Origin of the sequence: Flavobacterium faecale, assembly GCF_003076455.1 — a bacterium.
Classification (GTDB): domain Bacteria; phylum Bacteroidota; class Bacteroidia; order Flavobacteriales; family Flavobacteriaceae; genus Flavobacterium; species Flavobacterium faecale.
Genome location: NZ_CP020918.1, coordinates 1,277,137 through 1,295,306, shown reverse-complemented (window position 1 = coordinate 1,295,306; position 18,170 = coordinate 1,277,137). Strand labels below are relative to the sequence as shown.

At 35.2% G+C, this 18,170-nt stretch carries 12 protein-coding genes; 2 read left to right on the top strand and 10 right to left on the bottom strand.

Annotation, left to right across the window (positions count from 1 at the left end; all coding sequences use genetic code 11):
• Window positions 1-57: 57 nt before the first annotated feature.
• From FFWV33_RS05650 to FFWV33_RS05625, 4 genes are all read right to left on the bottom strand, one after another.
• The gene (locus FFWV33_RS05650; RefSeq protein WP_108740005.1) at window positions 58-723 is read right to left on the bottom strand and encodes an ATP-binding cassette domain-containing protein; all 666 of its coding nucleotides are present in this window, start codon (window positions 721-723) and stop codon (window positions 58-60) included.
• 418 nt (window positions 724-1,141) lie between these two features.
• Entirely contained in the window at window positions 1,142-3,919 is a 2,778-nt protein-coding gene (locus tag FFWV33_RS05640; RefSeq protein WP_108740003.1) for a PD-(D/E)XK nuclease family protein, read from the bottom strand.
• A 64-nt stretch (window positions 3,920-3,983) separates the two neighbouring features.
• A complete protein-coding gene (locus FFWV33_RS05635; RefSeq protein ID WP_108740002.1) occupies window positions 3,984-5,408 on the bottom strand; it encodes an OmpA family protein in 1,425 nt (474 codons plus the stop codon).
• 291 nt (window positions 5,409-5,699) lie between these two features.
• Window positions 5,700-8,945 (bottom strand): UvrD-helicase domain-containing protein, encoded by a 3,246-nt coding sequence (locus FFWV33_RS05625; protein WP_108740000.1) that lies wholly within the window; start codon window positions 8,943-8,945, stop codon window positions 5,700-5,702.
• A gap of 349 nt (window positions 8,946-9,294) precedes the next feature.
• On the opposite strand from FFWV33_RS05625, the gene rbfA reads away from it, so the two are divergent.
• Together rbfA and FFWV33_RS05615 are read left to right on the top strand one after the other, a co-directional pair.
• Window positions 9,295-9,687, top strand: a complete 393-nt coding sequence (rbfA, locus tag FFWV33_RS05620; protein ID WP_108739999.1) for a 30S ribosome-binding factor RbfA — start codon at window positions 9,295-9,297, stop codon at window positions 9,685-9,687.
• A gap of 3 nt (window positions 9,688-9,690) precedes the next feature.
• Entirely contained in the window at window positions 9,691-10,890 is a 1,200-nt protein-coding gene (locus FFWV33_RS05615) for an ABC transporter permease (RefSeq protein ID WP_170111539.1), read from the top strand.
• A gap of 2 nt (window positions 10,891-10,892) precedes the next feature.
• Here the strand turns inward: FFWV33_RS05615 and FFWV33_RS05610 are convergent, their stop codons facing one another.
• The 6 genes from FFWV33_RS05610 to FFWV33_RS05585 all read right to left on the bottom strand — a co-directional run bounded on the left by FFWV33_RS05610 (window position 10,893) and on the right by FFWV33_RS05585 (window position 18,104).
• Window positions 10,893-11,921, bottom strand: coding sequence for a PAS domain-containing protein (locus FFWV33_RS05610; RefSeq protein ID WP_108739998.1), 1,029 nt, complete (start codon window positions 11,919-11,921; stop codon window positions 10,893-10,895).
• Between the two features lie 27 nt (window positions 11,922-11,948).
• Window positions 11,949-12,392, bottom strand: a complete 444-nt coding sequence (locus FFWV33_RS05605; RefSeq protein WP_108739997.1) for a response regulator — start codon at window positions 12,390-12,392, stop codon at window positions 11,949-11,951.
• A gap of 26 nt (window positions 12,393-12,418) precedes the next feature.
• Window positions 12,419-14,716 (bottom strand): ATP-binding protein, encoded by a 2,298-nt coding sequence (locus tag FFWV33_RS05600; RefSeq protein ID WP_108739996.1) that lies wholly within the window; start codon window positions 14,714-14,716, stop codon window positions 12,419-12,421.
• Between the two features lie 326 nt (window positions 14,717-15,042).
• Window positions 15,043-16,035 carry a tRNA dihydrouridine synthase DusB gene (dusB, locus tag FFWV33_RS05595; protein ID WP_108739995.1) on the bottom strand — a complete coding sequence of 331 codons (993 nt, stop codon included), beginning with the start codon at window positions 16,033-16,035 and terminating at the stop codon, window positions 15,043-15,045.
• 43 nt (window positions 16,036-16,078) lie between these two features.
• Window positions 16,079-16,846 carry a TIGR03915 family putative DNA repair protein gene (locus tag FFWV33_RS05590; protein ID WP_108739994.1) on the bottom strand — a complete coding sequence of 256 codons (768 nt, stop codon included), beginning with the start codon at window positions 16,844-16,846 and terminating at the stop codon, window positions 16,079-16,081.
• Window positions 16,824-18,104, bottom strand: a complete 1,281-nt coding sequence (locus FFWV33_RS05585) for a putative DNA modification/repair radical SAM protein (RefSeq protein WP_108739993.1) — start codon at window positions 18,102-18,104, stop codon at window positions 16,824-16,826. Before FFWV33_RS05585 ends, FFWV33_RS05590 begins: the two co-directional genes overlap by 23 nt.
• Between the last annotated feature and the right edge of the window lie 66 nt (window positions 18,105-18,170).

Here is an 18,170-nt window from a genome sequence, read left to right as displayed (position 1 = left end):
TTGCGACTAAATCAAAAATCGTTAATCGTTAATCAAAAATATTTTTAACTTTTATAATTAAAATTGATTCAAATATCCCAATTCGATTAATTCCTTTTTATCATTAAGATGATGTAAAACTCCACCTTTTAATAAAACGATCTTTGTTGCCACATCAATCACATTTGGATAATTGTGGTCTGTGATTAAAACCCCTTTTGAATGGACATTTAAGCTAATCATTTTATTCACTTTTTCTACCATTAGAGGGGATAATCCGTTATAAGGCTCATCAAGAAGTACAAAATGTGAAGTATTAAAAAGAATTATTTTTACTTCCAAATATCGCAATTCTCCACCAGACAACTGCTTTATCATTTTGTCTTTTACAGATTCTATCATCTCATCTTCATAAAAAACTGCTCTTCTCGTTGCAACGACAGACAAAGAAACTGCTTGTGCTACTGAAAATTGATTGGGAATATAATTTCCTTGTGGCAGATAGCTGATTTCACTTTGTAGTATTTTTGAACCTTCTGTGACTTTGTTATTTATTTTCAGACACTTAAAATCAGCCGTTTGCACTCCATAAATTATCTTAAAAAGTGTCGATTTCCCAGAACCATTCCTTCCTAAAACACCAACAATATCTCCTGTTTCACATTTTAAGTAAACATCTGAAAGAATTAATTTATCGTTAAATGTTTTTCTAACACTATCAATTTCTAAACTATTATTTTTCAAAATAGAACTGTTATAATATGAATAACACTTTTAAGAATAAGAACCAAAAGCAAATAAAACACCCAGCAGTATAACCATAATTCCAATTTGGTAATCTGATTATTTAAATAAAAAATATACTCATTCTTATAATTAGTTTCTTTAATTAGTATAGTTGTAAAAAAACCAAAAAACAAAAAAGTTATAAAGAAAGCATTCAATCCGAAAATTAACAGTGATACTAAACTAATAGCAAAGTTAAAAACCAATGTGCTTTTGAAAAAATGAAAACTATTGAGTGCCTTTTGTTTAGTCATGCTTACTCTCTTTTGTACAAAATAGATTTATGCAATATAATCTATTCCTTTTATCCGCATTTTATCGCAACATAGTAAAAAATCAAAAATCGTTAATCGACAATCCTTAATCAAAAATACTTCTAAATCTTCTCCTCAAACGGCATATTCTCATCTAATATTTCGCTTAACAACAATACCAATTGTTCCAAGAACTGATCCATGATTGCTTTGTCAATTTTGTAATTATCTAATTTTCCATCTTTAAAATTAAAGGGTAAAAACCCTGATTTTAAATTTTTGAAAGAAATGATTCCTACTTCGATATCTTTTTCACCTGCGTGTTGCTCATACATGAACGCATAAGCTAGCACTTGGATGATTTTGTCGTATTTAATGTCATCAATTAAACCGTTCCATGTTTTTAGGGTCACAGAAGATTTTTCGACCTTTCCCGTTTTGTAATCGATAATGCGCACTACAGCAGGCGTACCGTTCACCGAGCGCTCTTCGATTCTATCCACGTTCCCTTTAATCAATACTGGAAAAGGTAGCGACGGATGAATTAATTCACGTTCAAATGTAGTTTCAAGCGCAATTATTTTTATGGCATCACCTGCTTTGATACTTTCTAACTCAACTTTCAAAAAATTAGATACATTACGTTTGGCGACTTCAAAAGCTAATAGGTTACGTCCTTTTTTGATTTCGCCCTCCTTGTACACAATTTTGAATTGTTTTAGTACCTCAGCATCAATGAGCTTGAAGGCATCTACAATGTTGGTTTCTGAGATAAATTTACCCACAAAAGGATCATAAAGTGCTTTCAGCGTTTCATGTATGATGGTTCCCAAGGTGTTGAGTGCGATATTCTCTTCGACTTCTTCGACTTCGCGAATACGCACAATTTTTTGAAAGTAAAATTGAATCGGATTTCGAATGTAACTCGTTAATGCGGAAGGTGAAAACCCAACTTTGGCAATTTCTGCCAGACGCTTCATTACAAGTGGGGACTTTTCGACCACCATTGGCGTGTAGGCCGTATCGGGTACCTCAGCATTATATATTTCTTGCGTTAGCGTATGCTTATCTTGCTTTTCTACTTCAAGTTGGGTGATGAAACGGCTTCGCTCTCCGGCATCAAGTCCGTCACTCTCGGTGTTGTAGAGTAAATAGACATTTTTGGCGCGTTGCAGTAAATGATAAAAGTGATAGGTATAAATGGCATCTTTTTCTTTAAAAGTTGGCAATCCCAATTCTCGTTTTACATCATAGGGGATGAAAGAATTTTGAGATTTTCCTGCTGGAAATTTCCCTTCATTCATTGAGGTTACAATCACGGTATCAAAATCTAGCACACGACTCTCTAGAACTCCCATAATTTGCAATCCGTTCAGCGGTTCTCCCTTAAACGAAACCTCAGCAAGATCAATTACTTGTTTGTAAATTGCATGTAGGGTGTCTATTTTGTCAATATCAGGATGTGAACTGTAGTAATTAATCAACTTATTAATGACCTTGAAAATTGCGTACACAAATGACTTGGTGATTTTTTCTTCTTCGCTGTCATTGCTCAAATTGTTTTTGATTGTGAGCAACAATTCTGAGACAGATTCCAAGACAGCTACCGAACCTTTCTCCCATTTTTTAAACAAGAGTAAAAACAATTCAGATGGATCCGAACTTAAATCGATCACTTTTTGATGAGTAATAAAAGTGTAGTTGTTTTCATTGATGATTTTGACCAACTTGCTCGTGCCCGCATAAGGCTCTACTAGCGGATGTGTCAAAATATCTAAAACATCTTTGTAATAAAACACATAATTCTTGGCATTACGAGACAAGGCATTGGTGTGCATTTTGAACAATTTGGCAATCAAAATTTGTGCAGGATTATTTTTTCCTGAATATCCCATCGTGATATTTAGGGCTCCTACACTAGCAGGTAGCGCATACAAGAGCGGAATCAAAACATTTTCTTCGCCTAAAACAACTGCGACTTTGTCTAAGTTTGCTGTTGGATTCTCTGCTATTATTTTTTCGATAATGCTTCCTGTTATTTTGGCCTGACCAATAGTTTTTGGTGTTCCAATAACTTGAATGTTTTTTGTCTGAGAAAATTCATCTACAATCCAATCAAACGGATTGGTTTTGTATTGTTTCCATGAAGATTTGAAACGGCGTAAAAATAAGCCTGCATCATGATAGGGATCGTTCAAAAAAGTTTGATCGGCGTCCCATAAAATTTCTGCTTTGTCAACGGCTAGTAATTGCTGAATGATTTTTTCTTCGGATGCGTTTAAGGCATTGAAACCCGCAAAGAGATAAAAGTTATTATTTTTTTCTTTCGAAAAGGAATCCAAATTGGCAACTGCTTCTCTATAAATCAATCCTTGGTAACCTGATTTTTTGGCTAGTAGATGCGTGTAAAGTGCCGCATAATATTTTGGAAGGAGTTTCCAAAAATCAATATAATTCTCTAATAACTGGGTTTTGTTTTCGACTTCTATTCCCCATTTTTTAATATCCTCAATATCTTTCAAGTACGAAAGCACATATTTTGGATCTAGTAAATAGCGGTCTATTTCATTAAAATCTTGTAGTAATGTCTTGGCCCAATTAGCAAAAAGCTCAAAGGACTGTTGTTGTTTTTTATCTGTAATAGACAAATACACCTCATAAAATTCAAAAAGAAGCGCAATAGCATCGATAGAACGAATGCCCGCAATGTCTTGGATAAAGTCTTCAATACTAATAATTCTAGGTGCACGAATATTAGTCTGAATTTGTTTTTTTAACGCTTCAAGCAAAAATACTTTTGCTCGTTTATTGGGCAAAACAATAGTTGTATTATTAAACTGTTCTGTATCCTTTTGCAGTAAATGGGCAGCTATTTTATCTAAAAAACGAATATTTGTCATGCTATAAAAATAAAAAAAACGCCCCGATAAATCGAGGCGTTCTTAGTATTTATTTTGAAAAAATTTATTGCTTGATCAAAGAAACTTCAACTCTTCTGTTTTCAGCTTTTCCTTTAGCTGTTTTGTTAGAAGAAATTGGTTTAGTTTCACCGTATCCAACAGATTTCAATCTATCAGTGTTGATACCATTTTCAACCAAGTAAGATCTTACTGCAGCAGCTCTGTTTTCAGACAAAGTTTGGTTCAATGCATTACTTCCATCACTATCAGTATGACCTTCGATCATAAAGTCTGTGTTTGGATATTCTTTAAGAATGTTTGCAACTGAAGTCAATACTGTGTAAGATTGAGATTTGAAAGAAGATTTTCCTGAATCAAACAAAATAGTTTTACCATATTCGTTCAATTGTTTGATAACTTCAACAGTTACTTCAGGACATCCTTTGTTACTTGCTGGACCAGCTACTTTAGGACAATCATCATCTTTGTCTAATACTCCGTCATTATCAGTATCAGGCCATGGGCATCCACCGTTTGCTTTGTCTCCTTTAACTTTTGGACATTTGTCAACATTATCAGCTACACCATCTCCGTCAGAATCTGGACAACCTTTCATTGCTTTTGTACCAGCTTCGTTTGGACAAGCATCTTCAGCATCAGTAACACCGTCACCGTCAGCATCTGGACAACCATTCAATGCAGCAACACCAGCAACCTCTGGACAAGCATCATCTTTATCAGCAATACCATCTCCGTCAGAATCTGGACAACCGTTAAATTGTTTTAATCCTTTTACGTCTGGACATGCATCATCTTTGTCATATATTCCGTCTCCGTCAGTATCTTTTCCTCCAAATTTGAAAGTAAGACCTACAGTATGTTGGAAGTGACTTGGAGCATCTGGAGTACCAGCTGTTACTCTATCTCCACCAAAAATATCTCCTCCTTTGTAAGTTGTACCAATAGATAAACCAACAACATCAGAGAACCAGAAGTTGAAACCAGCTCCTAAGTTCAAAGTACCAAAGCTACTGTCTCCTAAGAAAGTATAACCTCCACCTAAACCAACATAAGGCTCAACTGTTTTTGACTTGATCATTTCCATGAAACTATATTTCACGATACCATCAAGACCGTAGTACATCAAATCACCAGGATTTGAAGCTACAAACTGTCCTGAAGTACTATTATAATCTACAAATTTTGAAATCTTGTTTACAGATCCTTGAACTCCAACAGAAAAATTATTTCCTACTGCTCTTGTAACACTTACATAAGAGATAGATGGAAGAATGTTCCAGTTATCTTTAATTTTAAATGCTTGAGAAAAATGATCGTTCATGAATCCTTTTGGACTGTCAGCCGATGTTCTTGTATCTACTGCGTTTACCCCAAATGAGATAGCCCATGGGTTATTGCTGTCTTGTGCCTGTGACGTAAGTCCAGTCATCATCAAAGCAGCAACTAAGAGTTTGTTAAGATGTTTCATACTTATTTTATTTAATTACAATTTAGTTAATTGTTAACAAAAGTAATACCAAAAATTTTAACAACAAAACAGATTATCAAAAAACAGTATGCAAGCCATAAAAAAACATGTATTTGCGTTCAAAATTATGCGTTTGGTTCAAAAATCAAAGAAATCATCAGTAAAACCATCAATTTTCAAAGAATTCCACAAACGAGCGTCTTTAAAAACAAAAGACCACAACTCTTTGAATTACATTTATTTAACTACCTGTGAAGTAGTTTTTTTCCTCTTAAAAACAAAGAAAAACAGCTATACACTAATTACCTTAATTTGTTCACCTATATACACAAGATTCTTTCGTAATACGTTGAATCCCATATTCTCAATAGCAATTTGATACTTTTCTAATTGTTTTTGATATTTATCATGATGCACACCCGTTTTATAATCTAGCAACAGCATTTCGTTATTCGGTGTCAACACCATCCTATCGGGCTTAACTAGTCCGCCTTCTTTTTGAATGATGGTCTGTTCATTCATCACCTCATTTCCTTCAGCAAAAAAAGCTACTAATTCTTCGTGCCCAACAACTTCGCGCAAAGTAGCAGCTACTGCCTCCTGCTGACCCGCATGAATCAATCCGTCTTCGATGGCTTTTGTAATTGCAACGTCAATATCTTTTTCTGTAGTTATAAACGACATGATCTCGTGAATTACATTCCCATACGCAATAGACTCCTGCTGCTGCGTACCCCACATCAAGGCTTCGCGTTGTGCTATTTTGATGTTTTTAAAATCCAAAACCTCTTCTACAACCGGAATCATCTTGGAGGTATCTACATGTATATGTGTAGGTGATAATTTGGTGCTATTCCCCCACTCGTATTCCAATTTTTCAGGGATAAAGTCGGATTCTTGAATGGTATAATTAATAAAAAACGCAGACATATCCTCCGTTTTTACCGCTCCACTACTGGTAAGGTTGCAGCTCGAAATAACATATAACTGCTCCTCGGCGCGAGTAAGCGCAACGTACAAGACATTAATATTGTCCAATAACTCTTCTTGTTTTTTCTGGTCATATATTGCTTTGGCACTTTCTCCAAAACCTTCGACTGCTTTACTGTTATCAATTAAAACTTTTGGCAAACCCAAGACAGCTTCATCTGTATCCAACCACAGTTTATCTTTGGGTTTACGATTGTAATCCTCTTCGGCGAAGGGAAAAATAACGACAGGAAACTCCAAGCCTTTCGATTTATGAATGGTCATAATACGCACTGCATTATTTCCTTCGGGTGAGGGAATACTAAATTTACTCGAATTCTTATCCCAGAAGTTCAAGAAATCGGCGATTCCAGCTTGGTTACGCACATCTCGTTCTAGCACGATATCTAGAAAGTACTGCACGTAAGCTCCTGCTGAAGGGGGAGCTGTCGCAGAAGTCTGCTGATTATTTTCGACCCCTTGAGGTATAGGAGAGCTTATAAATTTCTTTACAATAATTTCTACCGTTTCGTACAGTGATTTTTTTCGAATGTTTTGAAACGAAAGCGATACCCCAAAAGTGGCTAACCAAGCTTCAAAATCCAGCTCAGCTTTAAGCTCCATTCCTTTTAAGATAAAATCATGCGTGGGTAATAGGTCTTGATTGTGCTTGGCCAAATAATACAAGAAATTGGCTTTGGCTTCTGCGTCAGAACTATTATTAAGGTATTGCAACAAATGAATAACAAAACGAACCTCAGTCGAATTCTGAATCATCAAAGTCTCAGAAGACAATAACGGAATTTTTTGCTCTGTCAAATAACTGGCTACAGCGATTCCTTGACTACGTTTACGAGTCAAAATCACAATGTCTTTGTATTGAAAACCTTGCGTTACTACTTTTTGAATGGTATGTAAAGTGGCTTGCACATACAAATCTTCTTTACTTAGTTTATCTTCTTCCTCTTCTGTGTCTTCTATTTTTGGGATGAACGAAATGTTTACATATCCACCTACTTTGTCATTTGTTTTTTGACGCGAATGATTTTTGTATAAATCTTCGTAATCCGGATGGGCAAATTCTGAAGAGAGCATTTGAAAAAATGCGTTATTAAAATTAATTACCTCAGAATAACTGCGATAATTGGTATCCAGTTCTCGCAAATTTTTATCGGGATTACTAAATGGGTTGCTGCCTTTGCTTAAATCAATAAACTGTTCTGCTTTTCCACCACGCCAACGGTAAATGGATTGTTTCGGGTCACCCACGATCATCAAACTTCCTTTGACTCCATAATCATCTTGACCCGCAAGAGCATTGTCAATAAGCGGAATCAAATTTTGCCATTGCATCTCGGATGTGTCTTGAAATTCGTCTATGAAAAAATGACGGTAGCGTTCGCCCAGTCGCTCGTATATAAAAGGAGCTGGCTGGTTTTGAATCTCACGATGAATAATGGCGTTAAACTCAGAAATAGACAATACATTTTGTTCCTCTTGGATTTTAGCCAATTCATTACTAACCGTATTTAGTAAAGACAGAGGCGTGATGTTTTTCAAAAACGCGTTGTAAAAATCTCTTTTTGCGAAATTCTCATAAATCATTAGAAGGTTCTGTAGCATTTCTGGAATAATGCTTTCGATGCTATCTCTATCTTTGGCGGTTTTATTAATCTTTATATCCTCTACTTCATGATAAGTTTTATTGGCAGGGTTAAATTTTCCGTCGATTATACTTTGAATATGTTTTGGAAAATATTGTCCAGAAAATGATTTAGGATCGATACCATTTTGTTCAATCAAAGACCAAAGTGCTTGTGCTAACTCCTGATTTTTTTTATCGATTTCTTTGCAAACAACTTTTAGGTTTTTTTTGATTTCGACAAATTCGGCTATGCTTTTGTCTTTGAACTGCAGGATTTCGTTGTGATGATTTTCGTTGAGTACCAACTTACCTGTTTCCATGATTTCTCGCGAAATGTCCCAAGACTTGTCATCATCGGTTTTTTCCATGGTGAAATCGATCAGTAATTTGGTTAAGGTTTCGTCTTCGCCTGCTTGTGCGATGAGCGCATCTACGGCTTCGGTCAATAGATTTTCGGTATCCAAGGTAACTTCAAATGTCATTGGAAGGTTTAAATCATGAGCGAAAGCACGAATTACTTTGTGCGTAAATTTATCGATGGTCGAAATATCAAAAGCTGCATAATTGTGAATAATGTGCTTGATAATGTGCTGGGCTTTGATTTTGATTTCGATTATCGAAAGTCCGATTGGTTCTTCAAGCCACTCGTCTGGATTATTCTCTTTCCGTTTTCCGTTAATCATGTCCTGCATCAAGCTCATGGCTTTTGAGGACGGCTCGTCTTTGGCAAATTCAGACAAACTACCTACAATACGGGTTTTCATCTCGTGCACCGCTTTGTTGGTAAACGTAATGGCTAATATGTTGCGATAGGCATCATTTTTTTGAGCCGTCAGAATAATTTTGAGATATTCTTTGACCAAGGCGTACGTTTTACCAGAGCCTGCAGATGCGTCGTATATGGAGAAGGAGTGTCTTTGCATTATGATTAACGATTTTTGATTAACGATTTTTGATTTTGAAGTACCCTTCCTTTGAATTTATAGATTTTGTTCCCTGCAACAAAATCTGAAATCGTTAGTCGTTACTCTTCAATCAAAAATTTCTTAAAGACCAAAGTTGTTTTTTGGAAACTATATTTCCTGTTATCACTATGCCCTAGCCCCGATAGCCCCGACGTTTCGGGAGGCATCCTTTTCTTGCCTTTTTTTGGCAAGAAAAGATATAGCGCCCCGACACTTCGGGGGCGGGAAATAGCTCCTAAAAAAACTTTGATTCTTTAGCTTTTTGTAATTTTGCTTATATAATGTTTAAAAGTAGTATTTTTGCAGTATGGAAACAAATAGACAGAAAAAAATAGGTGGGGTAATCCAGAAAGATTTGGTGGATATCTTGCAAGGTGAAGTGAGAAAAAACGGTGTGACCAATTTAATTATTTCAGTATCAAAAGTGGCGGTAACCTCTGATTTATCGGTTGCTACGGTGTACTTGAGTATTTTTCCGCAGGAGAAAGCGCAAGAAACGCTAGCGGGTATTAAATCTAACAGTAAAATGATTAAGCATGACTTGGCGCAACGTGTGAGCAAGCAATTGAGACGCGTGCCTAACTTGGTTTTCTTTGTTGATGACTCTTTGGATTATATCGAAAAGATCAACAATGCTTTGAAAAATCAAGAAAATCCAATTGAAAACAGAGATTTATTAGACAAAAGACGTTTTCAATAAGATTTGAATTTTCCATTATACATAGCCAAACGCTACCTACGAAGCAATAGTAAAAATAGTGCCATCAATATTATCAACCGCATTGCGAGTATGGGTATTATTGTTGGGGCGATGGCTTTGTTTGTGGTGCTATCTGTTTTTAGCGGATTGAAAGAATTTAGTCTTTCGTTTACGAACAATCTTGATCCTGATTTGAAAATTAGCAGTACGCTTGGCAAATCATTTGAGATTAGTCCTGGTCAAGAGAATCAGTTGAAAAAGATTGCTGGTATTGCCCATTTTTCTAAAATAATTGAAGAACGTGTTTTGTTTGTCTATGGTGACAAACAAGAAGTTACCTATCTCAAAGGGGTTGACACCCAATTTACACAAGTGAATCCTATTGTGAAATCGTTGTACAATGGGCAATGGCTTGCCTACAACACTGCTCAGGTAGTGGTAGGTTATGGATTGGCACAAAAATTCTCGATGGGATTATTGGACTTTAATACCAATCTAGAAGTTTTTGTACCAAAACCGGGTCGTGGCGGCATAAATTCTCCCGATGATGCTTTTAATAAAACAACTATCTACCCTATTGGAATTTATGCGATAAGCGAAGATTTGGATTCGAAATATGTTTTTGCCGATTTAAGGATGGCGCAAGATTTATTAGAATATAATAAAAACCAAATTTCGGGAATTGAAATTAAAAATAAGCAGGGGGCAGATGAAACTGCTATCACCAACCAACTTAACAGCATTTTTAAGGATAAGATTACTGTAAAAAATCGTGCGCAACTCAACGAATCACTTTACAAAATGTTGAATACAGAGAATATTGCGGTTTACCTAATATTTACATTGGTGATTATTATTGCACTATTTAATTTGATTGGTGCCTTGATCATGATGATTTTGGACAAAAAAAGCAATCTAAAAACATTGTTTAATCTAGGAGTTGAGATTAAAAGCCTGCGCAAAATATTTTTATTACAAGGAACCTTGCTCAGTTTTTTTGGTGGACTTATTGGACTAACAATCGGAATAGTGATTGTATTGCTACAACAAAATTTTGAATGGATAATGATTACAGACAGTTTGGCCTACCCTGTAGTGTTCTCAGTTGAAAACGTAGTAATAGTAATGGGCACGATCATGGTCTTGGGCTTTATTGCCTCGTTGATTGCTAGTAGTCGAGTGAGTGAGCGTTTGCTAGAGTAATTTTAATTCAAATTTGTATTTTTTGTTTTTAGTTCGTCCATTAGTGCTGTTAGTTCTGCGGTAAAAAGATCTAATGATTCTGCAGGTTCTTTCATGTAACCTACCACTTTTTTTATCTCATCATCTGTTACAGTTTCTTCAGCAATTAAATAATAGAGTCCTAAGATTTGCGAAATGGAATGTCTTACCTTATGAGATATCATGTAGAGCATCTCGTCCATCCCTTTTGTAAAAACTATTTTGCGGTGGTCTGCATTTTTTGATTTTGTAATGTCAATTCGAGATCCGTGGACCCAATTAGCACCAAATTCATCTTTAACAATCGTTAAATTGTCTAGAAACCATTTGTATTCCCCATTGGCGCATTTCCAGCGGTATTCTATAGCTCCACCACCATGATTTACCTTATCAGTAAACGACTGTACAACATCTTCTACTTCATCAGGATGTATATTACGACGCCATAAAGTATTGTCTCCCAAAATATCAGCACGGCAATAGCCCGTTATATCTTCTACATTTTTACTTATAAAAGTCGTTCTACAATTATCATCGATATTTGCTACATACAATAAAATAGGCTGTGAAAAAACGATATGATTTAAAAACGTATTTTTTCTTTGGATCCTTTTCTCGCTTATTTCGTTTTCCAGTTTCATATTGTGGGCGGCAACCGCATTTTTGACCGCAACTGGTAATCGAGTTAAATTTGATTTTAAAATGTAATCACATGCACCAGAGAGAATGGTTTGAACAGCGAATTCTTCTGAAACAGAACCCGTTACAAGGATAAACGGAATTTTTAATTTTCGTTCGTTATAAATTTCTAGCGCTACTGTTGAAGTAAATTGCGGCATAGAGTGATCTGACAAAATCACCTCAGGCTGAAATTGATCTAGCGCTGCGATGTAATCTGATTTTGTTTCTACAACATGACTCTCAAACGCTAATCCAGCATTTTTGAGTTCTGACTTTATTAGAACGACATCGTAGGCGGAGTCTTCTAAAATTAATATTTTCAGCTTTTTCATACTTTCACATTCATTTGTTCACTTTAATCATGGGGCTTGATTTAGCAACAACCAATAAAAACCTAATTCAACAACAGCTTTTGAGAAATTATCAAAATCAACTGGTTTTACAATAAAACTATTGGTACCCAAACGGTAGCTCTCTACCACGTCACGCTCCTCACTTGAAGAAGTCATTATCACTATTGGAATGGAGGTGGTCCTGTCATCTTCTTTAATAGCCTTAAGCACTTCAATACCTCCTACTTTTGGCATTTTTAAATCCAAAAGAATTAGTTTTGGTTTATTCTCTATTTTTCTATTTTCATAAGGCCCTTTACAAAATATAAAGTCCAATGCTTGCGCACCATCATGTAAATGTAGTAGATTGTTTGCCAAATTTTGTTTTTTTAACGCTCTTATAACTAAACCTGCATCATCGGGGTTGTCTTCTACCAATAATATATCTACTGTATAATTTTCTTCATTCATCTATTTTTTATTAAAGTTAAGAAATTTTATTTAAGTAAGGAAAAATAAAAAGTAGATCCTACATCTGGTATTGATTCGGCCCAAACCTTACCACCGTGTTTGGTAATGATCCTATGCACAATAGCCAATCCAACTCCAGTACCTTCAAACTCTGTGGTACTGTGCAATCTTTGAAAAACAGCAAATAATTTTCCGGCGTAAGCCATATCAAAACCAACTCCATTATCTTTCACAGAATAAATTATATTTTGTCCCTCTTCATGTGATTCAATTTCGACAATAATCTGCTCTTTTTTAGACGAATATTTTACTGCATTTGACAACAAATTGGTCATAATTACTTTTAGCATGCTACCATCACCTTTGAGGTCTAGCAAATTGGCATACTTGATCTCCAATTCCTTTCCATTAGCAAAAAGTTTCATGTCTTCTATCAAGCTACCTACCAATTTATTCATTTCTACAGGAACCAAAACTAAATTCTGTCTACCCAACCTAGAAAATGCCAATAAGTCATCAATCAACTGCCCCATTTTTATGGCATTTTTTGAGATAACATTCATATATTGCTGTCCATCTTCGTCTATTTTATCACCATAATCTTCATTAAGAATCTTTGTGTAGCCAGTAATTGCGCGCAAAGGCGCTCGCAAATCGTGTGAAACTGAATAGGTGAAAGAATCTAACTCATGATTTACCTCTACTAATTTTTCTTTAATTTTATTTCTCTCAGTAATATCAACAAAAGCATACACGAAGCAATTTTTACCATCCAAAAGCAGTTTTTGAACAGAGAATAAAACAAACATAACTCCACCGTCAGCTTTGTTAACTTTAATTTCGATATCCTTTGCTTCACCTCCAAGCTGCGCAATATTTTCTCTAATTTTTGCACGCTCTTCGGTACTTACAATATTCACTTGATCGGCCGTTTTACCAATCAGTGACTCTCTATCGTATCCTGTTGATTCACAATAAAAATCATTAACAAATACAAACTCACCACCTTCAACAGTCGTGATAGCCATAGATATAGGATTGTAATTGAAGATACTAAAAAAGCGCTCATTTGATTTTTCTAGTAGTATTTGCGCCGTTTTTTTTGCCTTAAAACTATAGAGTACAACCAAATAGGATATCAATAGAGAAATGGCAATAAAGGCTTTAAAAAACTCTATTAGGCTATCTGAGTGCTGTATCTGCTTTAAATTTTGATCTTTTTTCATTCGAAGTACCCTATATTCTTCTTTCTCAATTTCCTTGATTAACAATAGTATCTTTTTGCTTAATGATATCGTATTGGTAGACATCAATGCACTTTTGGCTGCATCACCGCTACTATGCTTTCTTAAATTAATAATATAAGCAGTGCTCTGCGCTTTTTCCACAATATACTTCTCTAGATCCCTACTATTTACAAGAGAATTTTTGCTAATTTTTTTGCTTTTTTTAATGCTATCAAGGATATATAAACTTGGATCGCTTTCTTTTAAATATTGCGTTTCACCAGACAAAACATAATTTGTAATTACAACTTCATCCCGCATTATGGCCGAGGAGAGCATCGATAATAAATGTATTACTTCCACAGTATCCTCTACTATTTCCCTAGAAACCTCAACATCTTCTCTTACTTGACTAAATACCAAATACAAAAGCATAAAACTTACAAGAAGCACAGCAAGTCCCAAATTTAAAATTTTGGTAAAAACCAACTGTATACGCATACTTTTGATCCTATCTAAAATACCTATCGAAAGCATTAAAAATAATAAAACGGTGATCAAGGATATTTGGGAAAATGTAGGGATGAAATTTACTTTATTGGAACGAAAAACAAAACCTAAAAAGCCCGTAATTGTCAATACTATAGCAACAAAAAGCCCAAAATCTACCAGTTTATGTCTGTTTTTAAATTGCAAAAAAAACAAAACAAGGCTAATATTAAAAAATAATATCCCAGTTTGAGGACTCATTCTACCTAAAGCAACATGCTCTAGAGGATTGTTAATGTCCTTCACAAAGAACTCGTCAATACCAAAATTGACGCTAAATACATATTGTAGCAAAGTGGCTAAGCTTATTGCGATTACTAAAAATAATGCCACATTTTTACTGGTTTTAAAATAGCGAGAATTGCTGACCAATAGCGAGAAACCCAACAATAAAAAGCACAGCGCTGTATTGAACTTCATCGTAACCAAAGTAGGAAATATTGTTTGTAAGATGGTCAATTTAAAAAACCACCCCAAGACCACAATGCAACTAACAGTCATAATTGCTATTGCTATATAGCCATATAGTCGCTTTTTAAGTTCTTTCATATCACAAATTAGTAGGTTGATCAATTGGGACAATCACTCTCTAGCAACAAAGAAATGGTACTAAAGCCTTAAAAATAAATGTACGAAAAAATCGGTTATTAAAAATACAAAATTTAACATTTGACCCTAATTATATATAATTTACAATTGAATATATTTGACTACTAATTTTCTAACAAAATCTTTTATTTATCCCGTATGACCAATGTTATTCTTATTTTTCAGCAGGAACTAGAGGCTTTTATTGACCATTAAAATCAAAAAAAGCCCTTACTACAACCTTTGAGTAGGCTGTAGTAAGGGCTAAATTTTCATTTAATACTTTTTTAAGCTAGTTCGTAACCAGCATATGCTTGTTCAATAGAATTTAAAATTGCAAATAATTCTTGCGGATTATCTTCGGTGACTAATTGTTGTTTAAAAGGTTTAAACGAATGAATCCCTTTGAAATAATTGGTGTAATGCGGACGAGTTTCTACAATTCCTAATCGTTCACCTTTCCATTCCATTGCCCATGTTAAGTGGTTGCGTACGGCTTCTACTCTATCGGCGACAGTAGGTTTGGCCAAATGTTCCCCTGTTTTAAAGAAATGTTTGATTTCGTTAAAAATCCAAGGATATCCTATGGCGGCACGACCAATCATGATTCCGTCAATACCGTATTCGTTTTTATATTGTAATGCTTTCTCGGGGCTGTCAATGTCTCCGTTACCAAAAATAGGCATGGTAATTCTAGGGTTATTTTTGACACGTGCAATGTGTGACCAGTCTGCATGGCCTTTGTACATTTGAGCGCGTGTACGAGCATGGATGCTCAAAGCTGCAACGCCAATATCTTGCAATCTCTCGGCAACTTCATCAATATTGATCGAACTGTCATCCCAACCCAAACGAGTTTTTACCGTTACTGGCAAATGTGTGCTATCAATTACGGCTTGTGTTAGGCGAATCATCAAATCAACATCTTTCAATACTCCTGCGCCAGCACCTTTGCAAACTACTTTTTTTACAGGGCAACCAAAGTTAATGTCAATAATATCGGGGTTTACAGTAGATACGATTTTAGACGAAAGTGCCATTGCTTCTTCATCACCACCAAAAATCTGAATCCCGACTGGTCTTTCATAATCGAAAATATCCAACTTCATTCGGCTTTTGATGGCGTCACGAATTAAACCTTCTGAGGAAATAAATTCAGAGTACATCATGTCGGCGCCATGCATTTTACACAATCTACGGTAAGGTGGATCGCTCACATCTTCCATAGGTGCCAGTAATAATGGGAAATCGGGTAATTCTATGTTGCCAATCTTAATCATCTGCTTTAATTTTGTGCAAAATTACGCTTTTTAAAACTATTGCTTAAAATATTTTTTTCTCGGTCAAATATTTCCAATACCTTTTGGGAACGTGTTGTATATGCAATTTTATATTTTTTCTTTCTTTTATATTCGTATGGTCAAAATATTCGGCCCATAACTTTTGATATTTTATCTCTGCATCATGCAAAAGCGAATTATCATTTTGGAACTTTTGAAGTACGTCTTCGTCTAGTGTCACCATTTCAGTCCCTTCAAAATTATAATAAACGCCGTATCCTCGTTTAAAATCATAAATCATCCATCTTTGATCTTGGTACCTATTTTTAAAATGTCTTACAATTAAGGTGAGTACATTAAAATCGGGATCAATTTTTGCAAAGTACAAGCCATCTTTAAGTAATTCGAATCGAATAAAAGCTTCCATGCGGTGTTTTTCTCGACCTACACTTTTTACCAATTTAGACACCTGCAAAACATCTGGATTAGAAAAGTCCTTCATTATATTGTGATTCGGGTTTTGAACAGCATAGCGAACTACTCGAAAAATAAGGTTTTCGATTCCTTCAAATTCAGACAAGTAAGCATACAAAAGTTGCCTGATTCCATCTTTACCCAATTGTTTTTCAAGTTTGGTAAAAACGCGGTCTGATTTTTCTAAATTCGTAATAACCTCCACTCGCTCTGCAAAAAATGCATTTTGAACGAAATCCATTCGAACAATTTCAGGATCAACATATTTAAATTCAAATATCTCAAATATTGCCGTAAGCAAACCTTCTAGCGTATTATCGTAAAAAAGTTGCGTCATTTAATAAGGTAAGTTGATTGCTAAACGGGTTTTCGAATTTACTTTTGGTTTCTTTCATGATTATGTCTTTCAAATTTACAGCGTCCAATAAATCTAGACTTTTATTTACGTTGGCAACTGATATAAAAAACTTAGCACGATTGGTCGCAACCCCCATTTTCTTGATATGGTCTAGGGTAAGGTTTTGGAATTTTCGAGCTTGAATAATTTTGTACGCAGATTTCATTCCAATACCAGGAACTCTCAAAATCATTTCTAAGGGAGCACTTTGTAACACTACCGGAAATTTATCAATGTTTCGCAACGCCCAACCTAATTTGGGATCAACCTCTAGATCTAGAAAAGGATTGTCTTTTTCTAAAATTTCATCGGCTTTGAAACCATAAAACCGCATCAACCAATCTGCTTGGTACAATCTATTCTCTCTGACCAAAGGCACTTGTAAACCAATAGGAGGCAATCTCAAATCATTGGAGATAGGAACATAACCCGAATAGTAGACCCGTTTCATATTGAAGTTATTATAAAAATGATCAGCTACTTTAATAATTTGCAAATCTGTTTCTTGCGTGGCACCTACAATAAGTTGTGTACTTTGTCCCGCAGGTGCAAATTTGGGTGTCGATTTTATTATTTTTTTCTCTTCCTTATAATTTAGTATCTCATTTTTCACAAATGTCATTGGTTTGATCATTTGCTGATGACTTTTGTCTGGCGCCAACAATTTTAAACCAGACTCGGTAGGTATTTCTAAATTCATGCTTAAGCGATCGGCATATAATCCTGCTTCACGCATTAACTCATCACTCGCATCAGGAATACTTTTTAAGTGAATATATCCATTGAAGTTGTGTTCTAATCGCAATTTTTTGGCCACTCGGACTAATCGCTCCATGGTATAATCGGCATTTTTAAAAATACCGGAGCTTAAAAACAACCCTTCAATATAATTTCTTCGATAAAAACTCATCGTCAAATCGACCACTTCATCTACCGTAAATGCGGCCCGTTCAATATCGTTGCTCTTACGTGTAACGCAATAGGCACAATCGTAGATGCAAAAATTGGTGAGCAGGATTTTTAATAAAGACACACACCTACCATCCTCGGTATAGGTATGACAAATTCCGGTTGCAAAAGAATCGCCTAACCCTTTGTTTGTGTTCTTGCGGTTACCACCACTTGAGGAACATGAAACATCGTATTTGGCAGCATCTGCAAGAATTTCTAGTTTTTCTTTAACTCTATCGTAATCCAAATTTTAAAATTTTAAGGGATACAAATTTAAGTATAAATTTACTTTACAACTCCCAAAATCAAACAT